The organism is Paenibacillus marchantiophytorum (assembly GCF_014640555.1).
GTDB classification, from domain to species: domain Bacteria; phylum Bacillota; class Bacilli; order Paenibacillales; family NBRC-103111; genus Paenibacillus_E; species Paenibacillus_E marchantiophytorum.
In genome coordinates this window covers 48,711-72,057 of the sequence record NZ_BMHE01000029.1, presented here as the reverse complement: position 1 = coordinate 72,057, position 23,347 = coordinate 48,711, and the positions used below count along the sequence as shown (strand labels likewise).

The window sequence follows — 23,347 nt, the reverse complement described above, 5'->3', positions numbered from 1 at the left end:
ATATGGAGGAATGTAGTTTTAATCGCTATGCTGCATTTCCATGACAAATAAACAAATAACCCCTCTCCGAGTCCAGTAGACTTCGAAGAGGGCTTAGTCATCAACCGAATTTGTACGTCATGCCATATCCGCCCTTGGGATAAACCCAATCAATGTTGTAGGATGGACAGGCTATTCGGCACGTTCCGCATTCGATGCAGTTTTCGTAGGCCACTGTCGTGATTTTGAGTTTCTTTTCCCATTCATACACATCCGATGGACAAAAATAATTACAGTCTTTGGTGGTACAATTCAAGCAAGTCTGTGTATCTTTAATGACGAGGTGCGACTTGTCGTCGCATTTGTAACGAATGGTAAACAATTTATCTGAAATGTCGCATGGGCTCATCCGTTCATCGCCCTCCATCCTTTATAGCCGAGTTTCATTAAATTAACCGTGCCGCCTGCCGCATTTTTAATCAGTTTCATGGCCATTTTCTGCTTATCCGCTTTGGTAATTCCATCCACAAGAAACATGTTGTAGGCCGCCTCATTCAATGCTCTAGGTAATTTATCAAATAACAGTTCTGGGTCCTGCTGCTTGAGGAATTGGTGCATGCCTTTATATTTCTGCAAATCTTTATGCACAAAGGAAGTCTTAATCTTCTCATCGTAGGCATGCAGAGATGCTGCGGAGAAATCTCCTCGCTCCTTGGCTTCCACAATCGCCTCGCCGGCTAAACGACCCGAGGTCATCGCTAAATTCGTCCCTTCCCGATGGACAAAATTAATTAATTGGGCGGCATCGCCACAGACACACCAACCTTCACCGGATAACGGCGGGATCGAGTGAAAGCCTCCTTCGGGAATCAAATGCCCGGAGTATTCCTTCGTCTCACCTCCTTGAATTAATTTGCGAATCATCGGGTGCTGTTTCACCGCATCCAACACAGCGTACGGCTTTACTTTTTTATCGCGCAAATGATTCACCATCACACCAACGCCTAAGGAAATCGTGTCCTTATTCGTATACAAAAAGCCCATGCCCGCCATCCCGAGCGATGTTTCGCCCATGAATTCAATCGTAACGCCTTCATCGCCTTCGAGACCAAAACGATCCTCGATCTTCTCGCGCGGCAAGGCTATCACTTCTTTTACGGCCAAGGATACCTCATCTGGCATCCATTCCTTATGAATGCCCATCGCCTTGCCCAGCAAGGAGTTGACGCCATCCGCTATAACAACAACATCGGCGTAGAGATCACCGTCTTCCCGATCCGTTCGAACACCCACTACCCTGTTCCCTTCCCGAATCACATCAAGCGCAACGGTTTCATAAATAGGAATGGCTCCAGCTGCAACAGCTTTCTCGGCAAACCATTGATCGAACTTCACCCGCAGACCCGTAAAGCAGTTATAAGGTTCCTTATAAGCCTCATTGCGGTGTCCAAACGTTACCATGGATTCTTTGCCCATCATCCAGATTCGCTGTTCCACGATATATCGTTCCATCGGAAAATTCTTTTCTTTCCAAAACTCGGGCACGAGTTCTTCAATTTGCTTGCGATAGAGGACACCGCCAAAAATATTTTTGGCTCCAGGGAACTCCCCTCTTTCCAAAAGCACAACGGATAAGCCCGCTCGCGCCATCGTTAACGCTGCTGCTGCCCCTGCCGGCCCTCCGCCAACAACGATGGCATTGAATTTTTCATTCATTTGGCTTCACTCCTCTCCAAGGCATCGGCTGACAATGAGTTCTCGGCGCTACCAACCTTGATGCCAAATAAGGTGCGTCGCTGCCGGATCTCTTCGGCAATCGCCGGTACGATTTTGAAGAGGTCGCCGACAATGCCATAGTGCGCAAATTGAAAAATAGGCGCTTTTTCATCTTTATTTATGGCGACGACCACATCCGCATGGCTCATGCCAACGGTATGCTGCACGGCTCCTGAAATTCCGATGGCAAAATATAGCTTCGGCCTCACGGTTGCCCCAGTCTGACCGACCTGGTGTTCATGCCCGATCCAACCTGCGTCAACAGCAGCGCGCGAGGCACCTACGACGCCGCCGAGCGCGTCCGCCAGGTCGGCGAGCAGCCCGAATGCATCGGGGCCGCCAAGTCCGCGGCCGCCTGCGACGATAATCTCGGACTCCTCGAGATTGAGCTTGCCGGTTTCGCGCAGGAAGTCGAGGACCTGCGCGGCGATCTCTTCCTCGCGCATCGTCGCCTCGATGCGCACGATCTCGCCCTCCCGTGCTGCATCCTTCGGCAGCGCTTGAAAGACGCCGGCGCGGGCTGTCGCCATCTGCGGCCGGTATTGTTTGCAGAGGATGGTGGCCATCATCTTCTCCGAGAAAGCCGGCCGGCTGGCCAGCAGCAGCCTTGACGGCGGCGGCTCCACGTCGAGCTGCGTCGTGTCGGCCGTCAGCCCTGTCGGCAGGTGCGTCGCAATGGCGCCTGCCAGGTCGCGGCCCGTTGCTGTCGCGCCGAACAGCACGATCTCGGGCTTCGCTTCCTCGATCAGCTTCAGGCAAACCCGGCTATACGGCCGGGTTCTGTAGGTGCGAAGCTCCGGCGCTTCGCAGAGGAACACCTGGTCAGCGCCGTAATGCACGGCTTCCTCGGCGAGATGTGCGACATCATCGCCGAGGACGAGCGCCATGAGCGGCGCCTCCAGCTTCGCTGCCAGCTTCTTGCCTTCGCCTAAGAGCTGCCAGGATACTTTCTTAGCAGCTCCATCTCGCTGCTCCACAACGATCAGAACGCCGCGATATGCGGACCAATCGAGCATCCCTGTATCGGCTTGTTCCTGTGATTGTTCATTAGCCATCGTGTTAACCTCCCTGTTAAGTCCAATCCAACAAAGTCTGTATCTCCTTCGACCAGAGCTGATCGGCTAATTGTGCGGCAGCCGCTTCAGGCGAATCATAGGCAATCATTTGCGTTTTTACGGATTTGATTTCGGGTACCCATGTTTTCGAAACGATCGTCGGAGAGCCTTTGAGCCCAATTTTGGCCTTTTCCAAGTCAGGGAAATCTGCCGTCGTCCAAACCGTTGGCTTATACCGCGCCGCTCGCACCATTCCCGGCAGCGAAGCGCGCCTCACTTTATTCAACTCCTTGAGCGCTGTGATCAGAACAGGCATGCTTGTCTCAACGACTTCGACCCCATCTTCCAGAAGACGATGAACGCGAACTTTCCGATTCTCTTCATCCACCTTGACAACTTTGTTAACATAAGTCAGCTGTTCCAAGTCCAATCGACAGGCTACGCCAGGTCCAACTTGACCCGTATCGCCATCCAGCGTCTGTTTACCGCAAAACACAATATCCACTTGCCCCCAAGTCTCGGCAATCTTCTGAATCGTTCGAGCAACCACATAGGAAGTAGCCAGCGTATCCGCTCCGGCAAAGCCCCGATCCGTAACTAAGACAGCTTCGTCTGCGCCGAGCGAAATACATTCTTTCAAGCCCTTCTCCGCAGGCGGCGGCCCCATTGTAACCACTGTGATCCGTGCGCCGTGTTCATCCTTAATGCGAAGTGCTTCTTCGAGACCATGCATATCATAAAAATTGACAATACTCGGAACGCCCTGCCTGATCAAGGTATTGTTCTTAGGATCAATCCGAATTTCTCTGGAGTCAGGTACCTGCTTAATACACACCACGATATGCAGCATTTCTGCACCCTCCCGTTAATCGATATCATCTGCTCACCTCTAGCCGAACTCGCGAATAACTTGTCATCATTGTGAATTTTGTCACTTAAACGATGAACTGGAAACCGCTTTCAAGATGATTTCTTGGATATTAACCTACAACAATATATGCACTAAACTTGTTAACATGACACTTACTTTTGTCCAAGTTGTCTGTAGACGCGCTGCGCCTACCTCCATCTATGAAAACTCCAAGAAAACAATTGTAATTTTTCTCATTTCCGCTATACTTAACCATATAAATAATTGTCGTGAAGCACACGCCGCCTTGACACATCTTCCATTTAATGGATGAGATTGTGTCGAAGCGGCTTTTGTTGTTCTGCGGCCAATGGAATGAAAGGATGTGGCTTGCCATTTCAAGATTTGAACAAGCTTACGAAGAATGGATGAATTTGAATATTGCTCAAGAAGAAAATCACCGAAGGAGGGAATTACTGGAGAAAGGACTTGGTCACGGCACACAGGAATTTTTACGTTTGGTCTGGTATCCTGTTGTACGAAACTTTCATGATTTGTATCCCGAATGGGAAGTGCGTGATTTTAACAACGGTTATCGATACCTGGATTTAGCTTATATGCCTGGCGGCGATGTCAAGGGAGGTATCGAGATACAAGGATATGGCCCCCACGCAAGGGACCTTGATGTGCGGCGTTTTAAGGACCTATGTTGGCGATATTGTTTACTGTCGCTTGACGATTGGATTTTCATTCCAATTGCCTATCTATCGATTACGGATGAAGCCAAGCGCTGCCAACAGCTTGTCCTTTCCTTCATCGGCAAGTTCATCGCGAGCGATGTGCCCAAGAATTTTGCCTGGCTTGAAGCTGAAACGATTCGTTATGCGAGGAGGTCGCTTCGTCCATTCAGCCCATCAGAGCTAGCCTTTCATCTACGAATTACAGATCAGCATGCAAGGCGGATTCTTCACCATTTAGTGGAGCAGCAACTTTTATTTGTCGCAAGTGGCAGACAACGATATCGTTCGTACGCATTACGAACTCAATAACTCTTATTTGCCCAAAAACAGCAATTTTTTTAATCTAATGAACTCAATCGGCGTTATGTCATAGTTATCAAGTGTTATTGGGTGCTTTTGCACGGAATAAAGCATCTGGAGTTCATAATATTTTCAAATCATTCATTTTCGCTCATATAGCGAGTATACAGTTCGTTAGCGCCACAACAAGAGGAGCTCCTCTATACAGTTCGCTAGTGCCACAACAAGAGGAGCACCACTATACAGTTCGTTAGCGCAAAAAAAAGGAACACCCAACAGTTCGTTGGTGCTCCAGCTACCTTCAACATCATTCCTCGTCCATGTCGCCATCAACATCATACGTACATTGAAACCGCTCAACACCCGGATACTTCTCTCCTAAGCTGCGTATAACGAATCCAATGTTCCGATAAAATTGCACCGTATCTTCATCGGTTTCAGCCTCAATTCGCAGTGGATGCATCTCTTCAATGATTTCGAGGATGATACCTCTCCCGAATCCCACGCCTCTGCTTTCTGGTTCTACAGCCAAATGAGTAATCGTCATCTCTTGCGCATCATTGATTCGAAAACCGATAATTCCAACCATCACACCTTCGGATTCGTACCCATATAACCACATATCCGACTTGCTCTCATATTGTTCAATCGTTTGCTCCATACGATCCGGGTCCGGAAACACACTATAACTCAACATTTCTTTAATTTCGGGGTCTTGAATTCTGGATTTAACGTCGATTAGCATCAAACATCACTCTTTCTTATTAGCTTTGCAATCTATACATAATCTAACAGACTCAACAACTTGTCAATGTGAGCGATCGGTTTCACTCCCTTATCTATCATCGTATGTCCCATCTTGCCATAGCTGATGAATGGAATCTGTGCTTCCATGGACGCTCGGCCATCTATCCACGAGTCGCCAATCGATAGCCAGCCTTGGTCCGGAATATCAGGGAAATGCCGCTTTGCCCTTAGGTAACCTGATGGAGAGGGCTTCATAGCTGTCATCTGCTCCCTGCCAACGATATAATCAAAACGATTTTTAATGCCAGTTAGTTCCAGTGCTCGTACAGCTGCCGCATGTGCATTATTCGTTACAATAACCAGTTTGTATCGACCATGCACAGAGGCGATCAATTCTGCCGCACCTGCTTCCAGATCAGCTCCCTCCATCCCTCGAAGCTCATGTTTTTCGGCAATGCGAAGTGCACTATCAAGCGTTTCCTTGCTGGCTCCGCGCTCTTGGACATAGGCAAGAAGGGTAGAGGTCGTATGCATTTCCAGAGGAAATGAATCGGGCAAGCACCCCCTGTTTGCAAGAAAAAAAGCGATCTCTTCTTTCATTGCTTTAAAATGAATGCGAGACTCAAGCAGCGTATTATCCATATCAAAAATAAGTCCTTGTATCCCGATAAGTTTGTTCATTCGCACTCCTCTCTGTACTATGTGAAGTCTTAGTACAATTCGACAAGGAAAGACAAAAACCAACATTTACTGCTATATACAGTTGACTTAGCCGCCTACTATAATATAACAAAAAAGATTCTGTTTTCACTACTGCGGGTACTGAAATGAAAGATTTCATGATCCATCAATGAGAGGATAACCTATGCAGCATTTGAATACTCATACATACAATTTAGCTTTTTCCATTCTTTCCTTTATCCTAGTTCTAATCGCTTCGCTAACCTGCCTGAATTTAACGCGAAAAGTCGCCTCATCCACCGCGTGGTACCAAAAACTGTGGATTGCTAGCAGTGCTTTATCGCTGGGTATCGGGATCTGGGCTATGCACTTTATTGCACTACTTGCTTATCCCTTCCCAGCCGGGTTGACTTATGATATCCAGACCGTCTTGATCTCCGTATCTATTGCTGTCTTAGGTGCGCTCATCGGTTTTTTTGTCATGTACCGCTCCAAACTGGTTATACCCAAATTAATAGTTGGCGGAACCTTCATGGGACTTAGCCTATCCGGCATGCATTTCATTGGATTGGGGGCTTTAAATGACATTGAAATCCGCTATTCTCCCTTTCCCTTTATTTTATCCATCGTTCTCTCGGTAGGCGTTTCTATTATCGTTCTTTACTTATCTGCTGTTCAAAATCAGACATTCATTTTCAGTGGTTTGGTCATGAGTTTCTTGCTAATGTGTGTTCATTATGTCGGCATGTTGGCGGCAAATATTACTTACTCGGAGGAACTCCCCTCACATATGCATTCCGTCTATGTCGATAAATTCGTTTTAGCTGTAATCGTTGCTTTTGGAACCGTCATCCTCTTGTTTATCAGTTTACTGAGCTCACTCAAAACCGATCAAAAACTTCTTGAACAAATGGCTCTACAGGCCTCTATTCTTACTTGCAGCATGGACTGTATCCTGATGTTTAACAGTCGTGGCTGGATTATTGAATTTAATCCAGCCGCTGAGGCTGCCTTTGGTTATTCCCGCAAGCATGCGCTTGGCCTAACTATGCTTGATTTCTTGTTCCCTTTCAATCAGGACGGGAAAGCAGCAGCTTCATTATATGGTCATCTTGCCCGACAGGATGACAGCTTGATCGGCAAAAGATTCGAAGTCACAGCTTACCGAGCAGATCGCAGCGAATTTCCCGCTGAAATGACGATTACGGGCTTTCAATACGAAGGTAAAACCGTCTATACCGCTTGTTTGAGAGATTTGAGCAAAAGCGAGCCACGCACCATGCTGCAAGAAAAAGTTGGGTAATGAGGGAAGAGCCAGAAAAGCGGATTACCGCTAATCTGGCTCTTTTTTATGCCGCAGATGATTTATGCGGTTTGTTTATCCGTTGTGCCAATGGCAAAAGGAGTTGCAAAAGCAACGATACTTACGATGAGTCCAAAAACGAACATCCCATGAAACCCACTATAAAAAGCATTCGAATGCGTTAGAATCGCCCCCATGATGGTTACGCTAATCGCAGTTCCGATATTTCGCGCGAACAGCTGTAAGGACGTGGAAATCCCTTTTTGATTCGCTTCAACTAGCTGTTGAGCACCGATTGTAGAAACCGTGAAAATCAAACCAAAAGCGAGCCCCAGCAGCGTTAAGGCACCAAAGGAGTACCAGAACGAAGTACTTTCCCGTATAAAAAACAACATGATAGCTGTTGCTACGAGCAGACAATTGCCGGCAATCAGAAGTGGCTTATAGCCGTAGCGCAGCACCCATTTCCCCGATGGGACAGCGACGGCCATCCAACCGATCGAAGTTCCCAAGAGCGCAATTCCGCTAATAAAAAGCGAGTGCCCTTGATTTTGCAGAAATAACGGCAAAAAGCTGGAGGTGCCAAACAAAGCCGCACAGCTTATGAAAGAACCTGCGATCATAATTGCAACCGGACGATTGCGCAAAATGTTTAAAGGGACGATCGGTGCACTGTGCCTTTTCTCATAAAAAATAAAAGCAATCATCAGCAGAGCTCCAACCGTGCCAAATATAAACCTATAATGATCTACGGTTGTCGTTAATAAGAGCAGCGAAATACCGCCAGCAAATAAAATCGCACCGCCATAATCAACGACGGATTTCTTAGGCTGATACACTTCTTTATAGGGTTGAAGGGCAATTAGCGAGACGATGCAAATCGGGATATTCACGAAAAAAATCCACCGCCAGCTGAGATAAGTTACAAAAAATGTGCCCAGAAGCGGCGCCAATACCGCTGACAATCCCCACATAGCCGTAAAAAAGGCCTGCACTTTACCGCGCTGTTCTACGGGATAAATATCCCCCGCAATAATAGAAGGAAACGGCATCATGACGCCTGCTCCAATCCCTTGAATCGCTCTGAAAATAATAAGCTGCAGCATGCTTTGCGACAAACCGCATAGGATGGATCCGCCTAAAAACAAAATAATGCCAGCACCATAAATGCGTTTGCGTCCGAATAAATCAGATAATCTTCCCGCTAAAGGCGCTAGTACAGTAGATAAGACCATATATGAGGTAAATGCCCAGGCATACAAGTCATTTCCGCCAATTTCTTTTACAATAATCGGCATTGTCGTATTGGCAATTGTTGTATCCATTGAAGCCACCAACATGGCTAGAACAATGCTGACCATAACTGTGGTTCTATTACTCATAAGCGCTCCTCTCCCTATTGTCGATTTCGTCACATCATCACATTGTACCTGATTCCGCGATTGAAGAACAGAAACTTCGGGATATAAAAGCTCTATTTCAGCGTCATTTCGCGAGTGAACCACAGCTTATAACTTAACATGCTTAATAAAATGCTGGTGATGGCTGCTGCAGCCGTGAAAGCAAACAATATTAAAATTTGATATCGCACCGCTTCAATCGGATTGGCTCCTGCAATAATCATCCCGGTCATCATGCCAGGCAACTGAACCAAACCAACCGTCTTCATCCCATCAATAGTCGGTATCATACTCGCCTTCACAGAACGCTGCAAAGCTTGCTGAATGGCCTGACGAAGCGAAGATCCGAGAGCGAGCAGCGCCTCAATTTCTTCTTTGGAAGAAGCGATCTCACGATTCATTTGGTTTAAAAACAAGCCGCAAACAATCATGGAACTGCCGATCGTCATCCCGCTGATAGGAATTATGAATTGTGTTGTAGGTTGGATAATATGCAGCCCGAGCATCAGCGACATCGTCAAAATCTCTGTTATAGCAATAGATGACGCTATCCGCCAATGAATACCTTGCAAGCCCTCCGCTCGCTTGCCCGCATTATGAGTAGCTATAGCAATCATGATCGCGATCATAAGGAAGATAAGTGCCATATTCTCCGTTTGAAACACAAAATGAAGTACATACCCGATAAACAACAACTGCAAGGAACCGCGAATCGTTCCCATCGCGATGTCCTTTTCGAGCCCCAACTTTTGCCATTTGGATAAAGCGATTGTAATCATTACAAAAGTTAGTGTGAAACCAAGAGCTAATGTTGACATCCGAAATCAGGCACCTCCTTCGCTAAGCATCGAATCGCTTTTAACGAAAGCGTCTTCTTCCTTGACTTCTGTCAATGCCCCGCCTTGCAAATGCCAATAGTGATTGCCTACCCGCCGAGCCTGCTGAGGCTCATGAGTCACCCAAACCAATGCTGTCCCTCTTTGTTCGTGCCATTTCATCAGTGTCGTTTCAACCGCTTGTTTGCTTTGCGTATCAAGCGCTGATGTCGCCTCGTCGAGCAGCAGTAGATCGGAGCCTAGCAGCATAGATCTTACCAACTGCACACGCTGTTTCTGTCCACCTGATAAATCTGCTGCTTTCTGCGACCAATCCAGATCTCCCAAACCTACTTGACCCATTAAATCGGCTGCCAAACGCTGATCAAAAGCGCGTTGATGGAGTTTGCTTATGATCGCCAGATTATCTGCAACCGTTATGGGCAGCATGGACGGCTGCTGCGGAACGTAGCAAACTTTCTTGCGCCACTCCGCAAGGTTCCAGCTTCCAGTATGTTTGCCATGCAGTGTTATATGGCCCCCATCCTTACTTTCTAATGTGGCTAATACGCGAAGTAACGTACTCTTTCCTTGACCGGATGGCCCGAGGATAATAATGCGATCCTGTGGCGATACTTGTGCACAAATTTGCTGAAATAATGGTGCGGAGCTGCCGTTTGGATGTTTTTTATGTAAGTGTTCAATAACTAGAATAGGGGAAGACAGAACTGCTCACTCCTTCATTTTGTCATAGTCTAAGTTTTCTAAGTATAGCACAGCCTAATTCAATGAGCTGCTTGCCCATTTCCAACAAAATCGGGTTTATACCTAAACCACAAGACCTTATTTTGTCATACGTTGTGATAACACCTAAAGTGACCATAAAGGAGCTACTTCATATGCAGCGTCTTATGTGTAAAGGGAAGATCCATCGTGCGACAGTGACGGAAGCCGATCTGAATTATGTAGGAAGTATTACCATCGATCTTTTGTTGATGCGTAAAGCCCATATTTTACCTTACGAAATGGTTCAAATTACTAGTCTTCGCAATGCCACCCGCTGGAAAACATACGCAATTCCTGCACCTGAAGGAAGCGGTAAAATTGGTCTGAATGGACCTCCTGCTCATCTGTTCGCTCCTGGTGATCTTGTCATCATCCTTAGTATGGGGCTTTTGGACGACTGTGAAATCAGCTTACTGAAACCACAGGTCGTTTTTGTGGATGATCAGAATCAATTAGTCCGCGTTGAGGAACATGATATCGTTATCGCTGAGCAGGAAGTGAAGCCCAATGAGTAAATTAAGCACAAGCAAATGGACCAAATATAAAATTCTTCGAAAGTCGTCAACACTTAGCAGATACCTTCCGGAAACAGCTTGGCTGAAAGAGAAGTCCTTCTGGCGCATGCTTACAAAATACGGCCAAATCATCGTCAAGCCGACAGGCAGTTATGGCGGGGATGGTGTTATTCGGATTAAACAGACGGACGACAATGCTTACGAGGTACAAAATGGAGCCAAAAAGAAGCTATATACCGAGCGGTCCGCATTATCAGCTTCCTTTCGTAAAAAGATCGGCAAAAATTTCATCGTTCAGCAGCGCATTCCGCTAGCTACAGCGAATGGTCGCCCTTTCGATCTCAGGGTAATGGTCCAGCGCCGCCGCAATACGCCTTGGCAAGTCACAGGGAAACTAGCCAAAGTAGCTGGTTCCGGGTTTATCGTCACCAACATTCGACTCAGCGGCGGCAAAGTTGTCACTGTTGAAAACGCGCTTAAACAATCGGAACTTAGCTTCATGAACGCCAAGAAACTTCTCGCACAGCTCGACAAAGTTGCCTTATTAGCTGCCGAACAATTAAGTCCGTCATATCGCTGGGTGGATACGATGGGGATCGATATGGCTTTTGATAAGCAAGGAAACATTTGGATTATTGAAGTCAATTTTGCACCTATGCTGGAGTTGTTTTTGAAGTTGAAAGATAAGTCGATGTTTCGTCAAATCAAGTCCTTTCAACGTTTTCCTGCTGAAAACAGTGGGGAGGCTCGGAGATGAACCGATTGGGGTTATATTGCTCACGATGTTCTGCTAAGCTCCCATTCCGATATCTGGACATGAAATGCGGCTGCGGCGGAACCCTGCTAGTCGATTATGATTGGGAGCGGATTCACAGAACATTAACGAAGGAAGTTATCCAAACACGCTACCCATCCATGTGGAGATACAAAGAATTGCTTCCTGTCAGCAACCCCGATTGTATCACTACCCTGGGCGAAGGGTGGACACCGCTTCTACGGTTGAAGGCGTGGGAGCAGAAACTGCCGATTAGACAGCTTTGGCTCAAAAGAGAAGAACAAAACCCAACGGGAAGCTTCAAATCCAGAGGATTCTCTGTTGCCGTTTCACTGCTCAAAGAATTAGGAGCAACCAAAGCTGCCGTTCCCTCCAATGGCAATGCCGCGGGGGCTCTAGCGGCTTATGCAGCTTACGCTGGCATAGCTGCATCCGTGTTTATCCCGCTTGACTGTCCACCGCTTATCGTGGACGAGTGTCCTTTATACGGCGCTGCCACTTATCTAGTTGATGGCTTTATTCATGATGCAGCAGCGATTATTGAAGATGGTAAACAAGAGCAAGGCTGGGTGAACGTTGGCACGTTGAAGGAGCCTGGACGCGTAGAAGGCAAAAAGACAATGGGATTCGAGCTCGCTGAGCAGCTGAATTGGACATTCCCTGACGTCATTATTTACCCGACTGGCGGCGGCTCCGGCATTATTGGCATGTGGAAAGCTTACCACGAGCTCAAAGCTATGGGTTGGATCGACGGCCCCCTGCCAAGATTCGTCTGTGTGCAGGAAGAGGGCTGTCAGCCCATCGTCGATGGTTTGACTGTTTTGGGCCAAGCTGCTGGCGCGGGCGGCTTGAGCGGGGTAGCAGGCGAGACAACGACTAGTGGGCAGGCGAGCGAGGGAGCAGTGAATGAGCAGACGGGGCGTGAGCTTGCCGGAGTTCGAGCTGCTGGAGCGAGTCCGACAGGCATGCGCGTGCCGAAGCCGCCGGATCTGGAGCTCATCCTCTCCATCATAGCGGAAAGCAGCGGCACCGCCATCGCTCTGTCCAAGAGCCAGATCGCTGACGCTACGCGCACATTAGGCTCGCAAGGAATCTCTTCCTCGCCGGAGGGCGCCGCCACTTGGGCAGGGCTCCTTGCCCTCTGCGACAACGGATGGCTGCGCCCTAGCGACTCCGTCGTCTTGTTCAACACGTCGCATGCGATGAAATATACGCAGCTAGCCCACAGTTCACAACTGCCGATTATCCGCAGTTATGAGGACTACCGGAAGCTTCATTTGCTTCCATAGGAAAGCGCCCCTTCAGCTCCTCTCGTGGATCTGAAGCGGGTTTTTTGTTGATATCATTGGATTTATACATTCATCCCGCTTCTGCCGCGATCACCATAAGATTCCTAACCTTCGGCTAGGTCATCTGCAAGGGATGAGCTCAGCATCAATTGGCATGCTATATGGCATTATTCCAATCGCCTTGAAACGCCTCCAAACCAGAAACACCATTTCTGGCGTCAAAAAAAGTGCTTCCGATGGACACTCCATTGGAAGCACTTCTAAGTTATTGACCTAAATTATTTTCCTCATACAAACGATACATCGCTTGGATGAGCGGTTCAGCCGGATCACGATTTAATAAGTATAACGTCATTAAATATTGCAGCGGCAGCGCGCAGGTGTTGTTGCCATCTTCGACAGCTACGAAGCCGGCTTCGAGCACAGGGCCGTGCTCTTCATTAAGCTCCAGATCAACGTAGATCTTCTGATCCGGGAACTCTTCGCGTACTGTTTTGGCACAATAAGGAACAATATGTTTATCCAACAAATCTTTGGCTTCATCTTCGGATTGCGGTGGATTGGGCAGCGGATGACTGTCCGGACTGCGCAATAAATCTACAAAGAAAGAGGAGAGCCAGAGACCGGCATTCGGATTCGTTTGGAAGTTTCGCATAACTTCATTCAAGAAAAACCCGCAGGAAGTGGACTTCTCTTCTCTCGTGAGCGTAAAAGCAAACATTGGACCATAAGTCGGATTATTACCGATTTGACCATCCACTTCATACTCAGGAAATTGTTCTTTCATCACTTCTTGAATATGTTGAAACCAAGTCATAATGATCTGGGCTTGCTCGCGTTCTTGATCTTGTTCATTCACTTCTTCAGCTTGGGTTTCGATATCTTTTTCTGTCATTGTGGTAAAAGCCTCCTGAATCATTCTAATTGGCACGAATATTCTTATTGTACCGCATTTGCTTCCGATCAGAAAGCTATAGTTGCATTTTGGGGCAAAATTCAGCTCTTCAGAGGCCCTACAGTCGTTTGGGGGTCGGCATGCCCAATAACGCGAGCGCTTGATGAAGGGTTTGCTGGTAAGTCTGCGTGATCCAGAGTCGATGAGCGACGAGGGAATCCGTGCCTTTCAAGACAGGACAAGCACTATAGAAATGGTTAAACAGCGACGCCAACTCAAATGCATAATGGCAAATTAAACTAGGCGCTAATTGCTGGATGGAAGCCTCCAATGTTTCAGGCCAATACGCCATATGCCTCAGCAATTGGTACTCCTGATCTTCAAGCAAAGCTGCATCGAAGTTCGGCTCAATCATGTGGAGACGAGCATCCTTAGCGGCTTTGTCCATAATACTATTGGCTCTGCTATAGGCATAGAGCAAGTAAACGCCTGTATTCCCCGTTACTTCTGTCGCTTGTTCCAAGTCGAAGACCACTTCCGTTAGCAGTTGATATTTGAGCAAATAGTAGCGGATCGATGCGGCTGCAAGGGTGCGGCTGGAGATGCCAGCTTTCCTCGGACGCTTCTCATGGATGACACTTTCCATGCGGTCCAGCAGATCGGCCACTTTGATCCCGATACCTTGGCGGCCAGACATCGCGTAGGAACTTTTGCCATCCGCCGTATCGATTCCTAAACCTGCTGCTGTACTCGGACTTAACGAAACAACACCGTAGCTCACATGTTTAAGCTCGTTTGCTTCGCTCTCAAAGCCAAGCGCCTTCAAGGCCATCTTCACCATCTCCTGTGGATATTGTTGACGATAATCAATGACATTAATGACTTTGTCCGCATGTCCAATCGATTTCTTACGGCCCTGGGAAACAGTGGACCACAGGCCATCCCCCCATTTTTTGTAGGCAAAATCATTCTTGAGCAATCCGAATTTCCAGAGATGATAAGCGATGTCTTTGGCTGTATAAGTTAGAATGCCATTGGACCGAACGAGCACTTTATCGCTTTGGTAATCTTCATTTTCATCCTCCGCATCTGACTTCTGCTCGACATTCCTGAGAACCCAGCAGCCTGCTAGCTTACCGTCAGCCACCTTATCAAACATATCCGTTTGGCTGAGCAGTTCGAAAGTAGTGTCCCAGAATCCAGCTTTGACAATGCTGCTTTCCCACACCAGTACATCGTACTGAATGCCGAATTGCTTCATTTCGTCCAGTTGTTCACGAACAATGCGTTCAGCCACCAATGCGCCCATCCAAGCCAGGTTGGAGTTACCATTCTCTAAAGCATGCAGAACAACGGAACGCTGCTGGACCAGATCTGGCTGATTCCGATAAGCCTGGTTCACTTTGGCGTAGGTTTCCCAGCAGAAATCCCCGAATCGCTCGAACGTCTCGTCTGACGAGGTGTGAAGCATACCTACAACGGTATCCGCAAGCTGATTGCCCAAATCATCAATATAGTTATGCACCTCAACCTCATATCCGGCATGTGCCAACATACGCGACAACGAATCGCCAATACAAGAATTTCGCAAATGTCCTACGTGAGCAGCTTTGTTCGGGTTGATGGAGGTATGTTCAACGACGACTTTCTTGCTATGACCAGATTCCCCCAGGGAGATCGTTGTTTGTGATTTCCACTTTGCCCAAGCATCCCATTGAATATAAAAGTTAAGGAAACCAGGTGCAACTGCCTCAACCTTGTAAAACAGACCTTCGATACATCCATTTTCCACTATCCGAGATTGCAAATCCTGTGCGACTAACAATGGAGCCTTACGAATTATTTTCGCCATAAGCATAGCTATATTCGAACTGTAATCCCCATGGTCGATATGCGCCGGGTGTTCCGTCACAATTTTCAGTGTCCCCGGACGTTCCACTCCGCCCTCTTGAAGTAAATTGTCTACATGCAAAGAAATTTCGTTGAATAACAGTTGTTGAAGCATTGTCCTGTTCCTCCTTGTTATCTGATTTGAACGCAAAAAAGCCCCCGTCTCTATATCAAGAGACGAGAGCTGTTCATTCCCGCGGTACCACTCTATGTGTTAAATCACTTGGATTTAACCACTCATTCGATAACGGCTCATGCCGGATCTCCCTACGACTTGCTTCGGAAGACCATTTCCCAGGCCCGCTTCGCTCCTGACATTCGTACCGGTTCCCACCAATTCCGGCTCGCTGCGACTGTCTGACAAGAACTACTGTCCTGTTCACTAATGTTTCATATGAAATTATGAATTTACTGAATATTACAGCAATCTATTTCTATTGTCAAGATGCTACCAGTTTCATCATTAGAATTCCTAAGAGTGCTAAAGCAAGGCCAGATTGCTCCAACCTGGAAAATTTATCCTTCAAAATAAAGCGGGTGTACAGCAGAACAATCAGTACATTGAGCGCAACGACAGCGGAAACCAGTCCCGCCTTGCCATGTGCAAAACCGTGAATAATTAGAATCATCCCAGCAACATTGGTGATGCCTACGCCCATGCCGATCAAAAAGGTTTGTTTCTCGCTCCATTTTGCGCTGACCCTATTGTCAGGCTTTTCTTGGAGCCGATCTTTGATCCACCACAGCGCAAAGCAGCAGGTTCCCGTTATAAACATGAAGAATAACGTTGGAAACAGTGGAGCTTTCACCAATGTTGTCCATTTACTGGACAAATCATTTCCCGCAAAAAGAAGCATGGCCAGAAGTCCCCAGCCCGCTCCCTGCAAATTACGCAGCGTTATATCATTCGAGTAGCGAACGACTAGAATCCCGACTACAATGACCACGAATGCAAAAAATTGCAGCAGATTGAGTCGTTCATTCCATAGAAAGTAGGCGAATACTACCACGATTACCGAAGGCAATCCTGTAAGGATCGCGACGAGCGAAGCTTTGCCTACAGCAAAGCCTTTGAACATACTGGCATTGGCCCCGAACGAAAAAAGCCCCATTTGGACACCAATCAATGCTGACATAGTCCAAGCTTGATGTAGAACGAGGGCACACACGATACTGATGAGCGCCCCCATAAAAAACGTACCGCACAGCAGCACATTACGATTCAAAGATTGTTGACTGGTCCAATGATACAAGATGCCCCGCAGCCCGAAGCAGCACGCTGCAAGTACAGAAAATAAAAGCCACATGAAATGCAGTTACCCCTTTCTTTTGCTCACAAAGATCGGGTTATTTTACCACATTCCTTCTCACTGGACAATACTTGGCGCAAGCAGCAAGCGTACAAGAATAGCATCACCGCCAGCCGATACTTTCACTTCGGCAAACTTGGCATCCCGTTCATAGATGCGTCCAGTGCCTTCCGGGATGAAATACGTTTCTATGCCGTAGGCAACATTGTCATAGCCCGTCAGCTTTCCGTTGAGTTTCACTTCATTTGGTGCAAGCACCTCATCTTCCCGATAAACACGCTTAAAGTCATACACGCCGGTTGCCTTGTTCGGCGCAAGCACAACGGCCAATTTTTTATTTGAAAAAGTATCAGGCTCCATCGTTTGATTAATTTCAAGATTAGATATTGAATATCTTAAACGAACATAATCCCCTTGGATCAGCGATCGTGGATCCAGCGGTTCGAGCTTGAGCTTAACTAGCTGCCCGTGTGCAAGAAGCCACTCGCTTTTGCCTATTTGCATAGACATAGCCAGTACTTGGAGCAGCACCAACAGCGCGATGATCCAACGATTCATTTTAAAAATAGCATTCGTTTCATTGGACTCAAGTGCTTCCTGACGATGCCTATTTTCATACCAAACGGTGAACGCAAGGATCACAATCCCGATGATGGCGAATGTAACTGATTTATGAAGCAGCTTCCAAGCCAAATCATAATATTTGTACACCAAGTAAGCGATCCAAAATCCCATAGACCAAGCGTACATCCACTTGATCAATTTTTGTTTACTGATAACTAAGGCCGTTACGACGATAAGAAAGAATAGGATATTGGAGATATAATACCAAGCCTTTTCAGTAATAAAAGTGAGCGAGAATAAGATCATCAAAAACGATGGATAGCTGCTGTATAAGATCGGCAGTTTCAAGGTATCGTTCTTGAGCGCAAGACTGCCTGCAAAGAGAACAGCAAGCACTCCTGCAAGTACGGTCAGAACCATTATTTCGCTATCGATCCATCTTACGAGCAAGCAGGCCGTCATACTGATTGCCGCCAGGAAGAAAAATACGCGATGCAGCAAGCCCCTCATGAGGACGAAAGCAAGGATCGTAACAGCGAGGAAAACGAGCATCATCGTTTCATTTTCCATAACCACCGAAGTCCCAGCTCCAAGCAATAGGCCACTAATTAGAATTGTATATCTTGCTAACGAATTCAGCTTCGAAGCAGCAATCATGGCCATTACGGAGAGCAGACCATACCCCATAAGCACCTTTTCTGGATGCTCGAATCCCAGAACCACTGTGACAATCCCAATAATCGTCAAGCTCCCTAATAACGAGCCGATGATAATAACCGTAACCGTGAGAACACGAACAATCCATTTGGTAAAGTCGTTATGCGCTTTCCCTGCTTCTTCTGTTAAGGACTCTGTCCCAAGCTGTTTGGGAGCAGGATTCCAAGCCCGAATATAGCTCATAAATTTGACATTCGCCGCAATGAAAGCGATCAGGAACAGCAAGCTAACGACAAAAAACAGCTCATTATAATGGTCAATAACCACCTCAATATACTTCACCGTGACCGCGGCTGAAACCCATAGACCTGCAAAAAGCAGATACATTTTGTTCCTTGTTCGGTGGGCATAACCGACAGCCAGCACCAAGGCTGCGATAAGCGGAACGTTCATCACAATCCCATTTTCTTCGAAGATGTGGGAGTTTGAAAGGAATAAGAGAAGAGCCATCGCCGCTTGGAAAGACACCCATTTCAGAAAAAGAGAGTGCACGGCTTCACGTTCGGTAAGCACATAAAGCACACCGTTAATCACAACCAGCCCTAGAAGGATTGCGATTTGACTCATTTCATCCTCAGCGCCTGAGCCCCATTTCGGGAAAAAATACAACCCATAAGCGATGTGACCCAGCACATAAGAAAGAATATAGAACGGCTGCCATCTGGTTAAAAACGAGAATAGGATTGCCGGAATCAACCAAACTGCGAACAGACGATAACTATCCGCATGCGAATTATAAGTCTGACCGATCAGCCCAACACCTACGCCAAAGGAGACACAGCTTGCAAATAAGCTCAAACGGCTTAGAAAATGCCTGCCAGGCTTGCGTGAAAGCCAAAGGGATAACCCATAAAAGCCGAGTATCAGCAGAAAAACAGGAACGAATTTCTCCCAGCGGTTCAACTTTTCCCAGTTTGTTGCAAAGAAATATACGATGGCGGTTAACAGCGCGCTTGCCCCCAACACATACCCTAATTGAATCGTTACAAATTTGGATTTCATGATCGTCTTCCCCCTTCCGGCTTACTTCTAATTGTACAGGAGATCCTTCCCCTGTGAAGTACTATCTATTCCTAGTACCAGATCATTACCCCAGTGCGACAGATTCAAAACGGGAGGAATATTGGCATAAAAAAAAAGCCAGCACGAGGCTGGCCAGTACGTACTATAAGTTGGTTTTCGTAATTCTAAAGTTTTGCACCGAATTTTGCAGCCCTACCGTCATTTCGGATAACTGGCGAATGGCGGATGTTATCTCCTGAATAGAAGCACTTTGTTCCTGCGCTGCGGCTGCTACTTCTTCATAGCCTGCAGATTGTTCCTCTGTAATGCCGGATATTTTCTGCATGGCATTGGAAATGACTTCAAAAGATTTCACAGCTTTTTCTAGGGTAACCAGCAAGTGATCGGTACGATCCGAAAAGCCCGAAATGCCATTAAAAATAACTTTAAAATTCTCATAGGTGTCATTGATCCAAGTTTGACCTTGTTCGACAGCTTGATTCCCCTGCAGGATGCTTTCCATAACGAGCAGGCTATCCTTCTGGGTGCTGGATACAAGCTCTGTAATGGAACTTGCGGCATTGGTCGATTGCTCGGACAGTTTCTTCACTTCACCGGCGACTACGGCAAAGCCTTTTCCTTGTTCGCCTACCCTCGCTGCTTCAATCGAAGCATTCAGAGCCAGCAGATTTGTCTGCTGCGCAATTTCGGTAATGATATGGATGATTTCACCGATTTCTTTGGAGCGGTTCCCCAACTGCTGAGCTGCTTCTTGGGAATGCTTCATTTCTTTTTGAATGGCATTCATTTGGTGCAAGGTCTTCTCCACAAGCTGTTGGCCGTCTGCTGAATGTACGCTGACTTGATGCGCCATTTCCTGCATCTCTTTAACTTCATGCGTGACCTCCGACAATTCAGAGTTGATCTCCACAATCGAAATGGTACTATCTGAAATGGAAGAAACAACCTCTGCCACGCCTTCATTCATGCTGTTCATCGAAACAGCAACCTGCCCCGCACTTGCGCTGGACTCATCCGCCGATTGGTACAATTGTGCGCTGGTATTCGTAAGGAGATCCGAGGATGAGAAGATTTGACGGATAATCACATCCAAACTTCGCCGCATTTCATTAAAAGAATTAGCCAGCTTCCCGATTTCATCCACGCGCCCGATGACGACTTGTTCGGATAAATCTCCGGCAGCAACCTTCTCCGTCAAGCGCATCAGTTGAACAACAGGTCTCGTGACACTTTGACTGATGAAATAAGCAATCAAACTTCCAATAACGACAACGATCAAGGTGATTACGGATGTCGTCCATACCAAATCCTGTTTCGTTTTCGTAATCACCGCAGCGTCCAAATCAATGCCGACAATGCCGATATTGTCACCCTTGCTGTTCTTGAGAGGAACAAATATGGATTTATGAATGCCAAATTCATCTTTGTAAATATTGCTGATCGTTGCTTTGTTTTCTTTGATGGCGCTATTCATTTCTGCTGTAAATGGGTACTCTGTGCCCAAATCATCGTCTACACCTGTTAAAATAACGATTTGATCCTTGTCTTGCACCCTTTTCAAAACATAAACATTTTCAAGCGTATCCTGCTTTTTGAATTGCTCGAATTGCTGTTTAATTTTGATATACGCCGGATGCTCTTTGCCTGTAATTTCATCCGCATGCTCGGGAATGGAAGAGAGATATTTCGAGACATTTTCAATATTGGTCGTTAATCTTAGAACGAATTGGTCTTCGAGCTTGGTCGATAAACTTCGACTGGTCATATAGCCAGAAACGGAAAAAGCCGCACATACAAAGAACAGCAGCAGTAAGATGCTGAGGGTCATCTTCACCGCGATATGTCCACGGAACCAGTTTATGATTGTTGTCCCAACTTGCTTAGCCACTTTCAATTACCTCCTGCTTAACATGGATGACTCCGAGTATTTTTCGTAGACTTGTGTAATCGTCGTTTTTAAATATTCAATAATTTCTTCTACGTGCCTAGTCTCGGTATACGGGGAGATCACGAAGATTTTTGTCGCATATAAAGGAATAGAGCTGTCATCCTTCGTTTGAACTAACAAATGCTTCTTGGTATCTCCAAAAAAGATACGATCGCGATGATCCCCAAGCATTTCAAACAGCCGCTCGTTGAATTTGTTATTTCGTTCTATTTCCTTGAGTGTGCACTTGCCTGAGATTTCAGCCTGGAATCCAGGATTGCTGTCAGGATAGATACGAAACAGTGTAATGATACCAGGGTTATCATCATTGACGATCTCCACTTGAGGGATCTCCCGCTTAAGTGCTGCGCGGAAAGCGAGATTCACTTCAACGAATTGGGCTAGCAATTGTTGATACCCTTGAATACCGAATGCGAGCAGTGCGCTGTAAATGCTAATCGAGCTAGCCATTCGCGAGCATTCCAGCGTATAGCCGGTGTGATACTGTCCGTAACCACGATGGCCGACATACGGCGTTTCATCTGGATGCAGATCCATGAGCCGTAAATCAGCGGCATCTTTCACTAGAAATAAGCTTGTCAAATAGGGAGTTTGGCCTAGCTTCTGGAAATCGAAGCACATTGAATCCGCCATATGTAGATGTTTCATTTTACTCTGAATCGCGATTAATGCTTGCATAACTTCTTGACTGAACGCAAGTGGGTTAGCCTCGAAATCATAGTCATTAAAGAAAGCAAAGAATCCCCCTAGCGCAGAATCTGCGTGAATATGAGGTCTCGACAATCCATGTTGATTGGTTAATTGGGAAGAAACTTCATAAATGTGCGCCACATCGTCAATGCCCATGGCATCTGTCGTTCCTGTTGTAGCGACGATGTATATTGGAATTCCGCCTTGAGCAATGACTTCTGACAGCTTGATTGCCAAATCATCCACATCCATGGAGCTGTCCGCATGCGTACGAATCCTGATTAAGCGATCGCTTCCGATACCTGATGCCTCCATCGATTTGAACAAGCTGTAATGCGCAGCTTCGGAACAAAACGCATACAAATTGTTGGGAACTCCTTTTTGCAAGGCATCAGGAGCATATTTGGCAATCGCCAGTCGAAGTCCAGAAAATACCGCGCCTTGTCCTCCCCAAGTTGTATATCCGCCGCTTTGCAGCGCATCGTAGCCGATTAATTTGGACATCATGCTGGTGACTCGCACTTCCGCTTCTGCTCCAGCCGGGCCATATACATCCCACAAATTGTTGCCATTCACCATGAAAGCTGTAATCATCCCCAAAATGCCGGGAAGGCTGGCCATGGGCAAAATGTTCGTCAAAAAATATTTGGTATGGTAAGGATGATCATGAAGCAGCTTTAGTAACTCAACATTCACTTCTTCCATTGGAATGCTGCCATGGGGAATGGCGCTTTCACGGATAAGATTGTTGTAGAAATGCCCTGAACGATTCTTCTCTCCTTTGAGATTAACGCCATCCGGGTTTTTCAGCTCATCTGCACCTGTGACAATCTGTTCAATAAGCTTCATAAACATCTGACGCGTTTGAGGGTTACCATCTTCACTTGGAAATAACTGCTGAACATTTGCTTTCTTTTCTCTCATAATTTCACTCCTATCGATAGAATCATTTGAAGAAAATGCTCGCACCAAAAAGGTGTAAACAGGCTTTAAGTCCTATTCCACCAATTGCTCCCCGTGCAACTGGCTGACATATCCTTGTTGGATGTAGTCCCTCTAGCTTTGCGTCCCTATTTTTCAATAGGTTTGCCATTATAAAGTTGTGGCGATCACTTCCATCTTCGACATTAATCGACAAAAAACTTTACAATTTTATACATCAGTATAGTATAGTAAAAGAAATAAAACAACACAATTTACCAATATTGTTTGTTAAGATATTAATATGGCACTAACTTGCTTTTATTGTATATATTTAACCATTGGTAAAAAGTTGACTTATGACAAAAAAACAGCTTT

At 46.5% G+C, this 23,347-nt stretch carries 20 protein-coding genes, 1 riboswitch and 1 other annotated feature; of the genes, 5 read left to right on the top strand and 15 right to left on the bottom strand.

Annotated features, from left to right (window positions below):
- Positions 1-100: 100 nt before the first annotated feature.
- Genes IEY34_RS23300 through IEY34_RS23285 form a run of 4 tightly spaced genes read right to left on the bottom strand, consistent with a single transcriptional unit; the run spans position 101 to position 3,660 of the window.
- Entirely contained in the window at positions 101-388 is a 288-nt protein-coding gene (locus IEY34_RS23300) for a ferredoxin family protein (protein ID WP_229757807.1), read from the bottom strand.
- Complete coding sequence (locus IEY34_RS23295; protein ID WP_189015611.1) at positions 385-1,695, bottom strand: FAD-dependent oxidoreductase; 1,311 nt, start codon at positions 1,693-1,695, stop codon at positions 385-387. The genes IEY34_RS23300 and IEY34_RS23295 overlap by 4 nt, the downstream gene beginning before the upstream one ends.
- Positions 1,692-2,810, bottom strand: a complete 1,119-nt coding sequence (locus tag IEY34_RS23290; protein ID WP_189015609.1) for an electron transfer flavoprotein subunit alpha/FixB family protein — start codon at positions 2,808-2,810, stop codon at positions 1,692-1,694. Before IEY34_RS23290 ends, IEY34_RS23295 begins: the two co-directional genes overlap by 4 nt.
- Positions 2,811-2,826: 16 nt before the next feature.
- Positions 2,827-3,660, bottom strand: a complete 834-nt coding sequence (locus IEY34_RS23285) for an electron transfer flavoprotein subunit beta/FixA family protein (RefSeq protein WP_189015607.1) — start codon at positions 3,658-3,660, stop codon at positions 2,827-2,829.
- Positions 3,661-4,055: 395 nt separating this feature from the next.
- Between IEY34_RS23285 and IEY34_RS23280 the strand changes: the two genes are divergently transcribed.
- Positions 4,056-4,709 (top strand): transcriptional regulator, encoded by a 654-nt coding sequence (locus IEY34_RS23280; protein ID WP_189015657.1) that lies wholly within the window; start codon positions 4,056-4,058, stop codon positions 4,707-4,709.
- Between the two features lie 298 nt (positions 4,710-5,007).
- Here IEY34_RS23280 and IEY34_RS23275 read toward each other — a convergent pair whose 3' ends face one another.
- Together IEY34_RS23275 and IEY34_RS23270 are read right to left on the bottom strand one after the other, a co-directional pair.
- On the bottom strand, positions 5,008-5,445 hold the full coding sequence (locus IEY34_RS23275) for a GNAT family N-acetyltransferase (RefSeq protein ID WP_189015605.1): 438 nt from the start codon (positions 5,443-5,445) through the stop codon (positions 5,008-5,010).
- Positions 5,446-5,477: 32 nt separating this feature from the next.
- Positions 5,478-6,128 (bottom strand): HAD family hydrolase, encoded by a 651-nt coding sequence (locus IEY34_RS23270; RefSeq protein ID WP_189015603.1) that lies wholly within the window; start codon positions 6,126-6,128, stop codon positions 5,478-5,480.
- Positions 6,129-6,312: 184 nt separating this feature from the next.
- Here IEY34_RS23270 and IEY34_RS23265 point away from each other — a divergent pair, with 184 nt between their 5' ends.
- Positions 6,313-7,431 (top strand): MHYT domain-containing protein, encoded by a 1,119-nt coding sequence (locus IEY34_RS23265; RefSeq protein ID WP_189015601.1) that lies wholly within the window; start codon positions 6,313-6,315, stop codon positions 7,429-7,431.
- 62 nt (positions 7,432-7,493) lie between these two features.
- On the opposite strand, the gene IEY34_RS23260 is transcribed toward IEY34_RS23265, so the two are convergent.
- The 3 genes from IEY34_RS23260 to IEY34_RS23250 all read right to left on the bottom strand — a co-directional run bounded on the left by IEY34_RS23260 (position 7,494) and on the right by IEY34_RS23250 (position 10,294).
- Complete coding sequence (locus IEY34_RS23260; protein ID WP_189015599.1) at positions 7,494-8,813, bottom strand: MFS transporter; 1,320 nt, start codon at positions 8,811-8,813, stop codon at positions 7,494-7,496.
- A gap of 92 nt (positions 8,814-8,905) precedes the next feature.
- Positions 8,906-9,649: an ABC transporter permease gene (locus IEY34_RS23255; RefSeq protein WP_189015597.1), complete on the bottom strand. Its 744-nt coding sequence runs from the start codon at positions 9,647-9,649 to the stop codon at positions 8,906-8,908.
- Between the two features lie 6 nt (positions 9,650-9,655).
- On the bottom strand, positions 9,656-10,294 hold the full coding sequence (locus tag IEY34_RS23250; protein ID WP_268240168.1) for an ABC transporter ATP-binding protein: 639 nt from the start codon (positions 10,292-10,294) through the stop codon (positions 9,656-9,658).
- Between the two features lie 251 nt (positions 10,295-10,545).
- Between IEY34_RS23250 and panD the strand changes: the two genes are divergently transcribed.
- From panD to IEY34_RS23235, 3 genes are read left to right on the top strand one after another with little or no spacing between them, the layout of a single operon-like run.
- The gene (gene panD, locus IEY34_RS23245) at positions 10,546-10,947 is read left to right on the top strand and encodes an aspartate 1-decarboxylase (RefSeq protein WP_189015595.1); all 402 of its coding nucleotides are present in this window, start codon (positions 10,546-10,548) and stop codon (positions 10,945-10,947) included.
- A complete protein-coding gene (locus IEY34_RS23240) occupies positions 10,940-11,704 on the top strand; it encodes a YheC/YheD family protein (RefSeq protein WP_189015593.1) in 765 nt (254 codons plus the stop codon). The genes panD and IEY34_RS23240 overlap by 8 nt, the downstream gene beginning before the upstream one ends.
- Positions 11,701-13,011, top strand: coding sequence for a threonine synthase (locus IEY34_RS23235; RefSeq protein WP_189015591.1), 1,311 nt, complete (start codon positions 11,701-11,703; stop codon positions 13,009-13,011). Before IEY34_RS23240 ends, IEY34_RS23235 begins: the two co-directional genes overlap by 4 nt.
- Before the next feature lie 265 nt (positions 13,012-13,276).
- On the opposite strand, the gene IEY34_RS23230 is transcribed toward IEY34_RS23235, so the two are convergent.
- From IEY34_RS23230 to IEY34_RS23205, 6 genes are all read right to left on the bottom strand, one after another.
- Positions 13,277-13,906 (bottom strand): hypothetical protein, encoded by a 630-nt coding sequence (locus IEY34_RS23230; protein ID WP_189015589.1) that lies wholly within the window; start codon positions 13,904-13,906, stop codon positions 13,277-13,279.
- A 118-nt stretch (positions 13,907-14,024) separates the two neighbouring features.
- A complete protein-coding gene (locus tag IEY34_RS23225) occupies positions 14,025-15,911 on the bottom strand; it encodes an arginine--tRNA ligase (protein ID WP_189015587.1) in 1,887 nt (628 codons plus the stop codon).
- A gap of 55 nt (positions 15,912-15,966) precedes the next feature.
- Positions 15,967-16,188, bottom strand: a binding site (T-box leader).
- 48 nt (positions 16,189-16,236) lie between these two features.
- Positions 16,237-17,103, bottom strand: a complete 867-nt coding sequence (locus IEY34_RS23220) for an EamA family transporter (protein WP_189015585.1) — start codon at positions 17,101-17,103, stop codon at positions 16,237-16,239.
- Positions 17,104-17,163: 60 nt separating this feature from the next.
- The gene (locus IEY34_RS23215) at positions 17,164-19,389 is read right to left on the bottom strand and encodes a GDYXXLXY domain-containing protein (protein ID WP_189015583.1); all 2,226 of its coding nucleotides are present in this window, start codon (positions 19,387-19,389) and stop codon (positions 17,164-17,166) included.
- A gap of 163 nt (positions 19,390-19,552) precedes the next feature.
- Positions 19,553-21,298 carry a methyl-accepting chemotaxis protein gene (locus tag IEY34_RS23210; protein WP_189015581.1) on the bottom strand — a complete coding sequence of 582 codons (1,746 nt, stop codon included), beginning with the start codon at positions 21,296-21,298 and terminating at the stop codon, positions 19,553-19,555.
- Positions 21,299-21,304: 6 nt separating this feature from the next.
- Positions 21,305-22,972, bottom strand: a complete 1,668-nt coding sequence (locus tag IEY34_RS23205) for a pyridoxal phosphate-dependent decarboxylase family protein (protein ID WP_229757806.1) — start codon at positions 22,970-22,972, stop codon at positions 21,305-21,307.
- A 91-nt stretch (positions 22,973-23,063) separates the two neighbouring features.
- A riboswitch (cyclic di-GMP riboswitch) is annotated at positions 23,064-23,149 on the bottom strand.
- Positions 23,150-23,347: the final 198 nt, after the last annotated feature.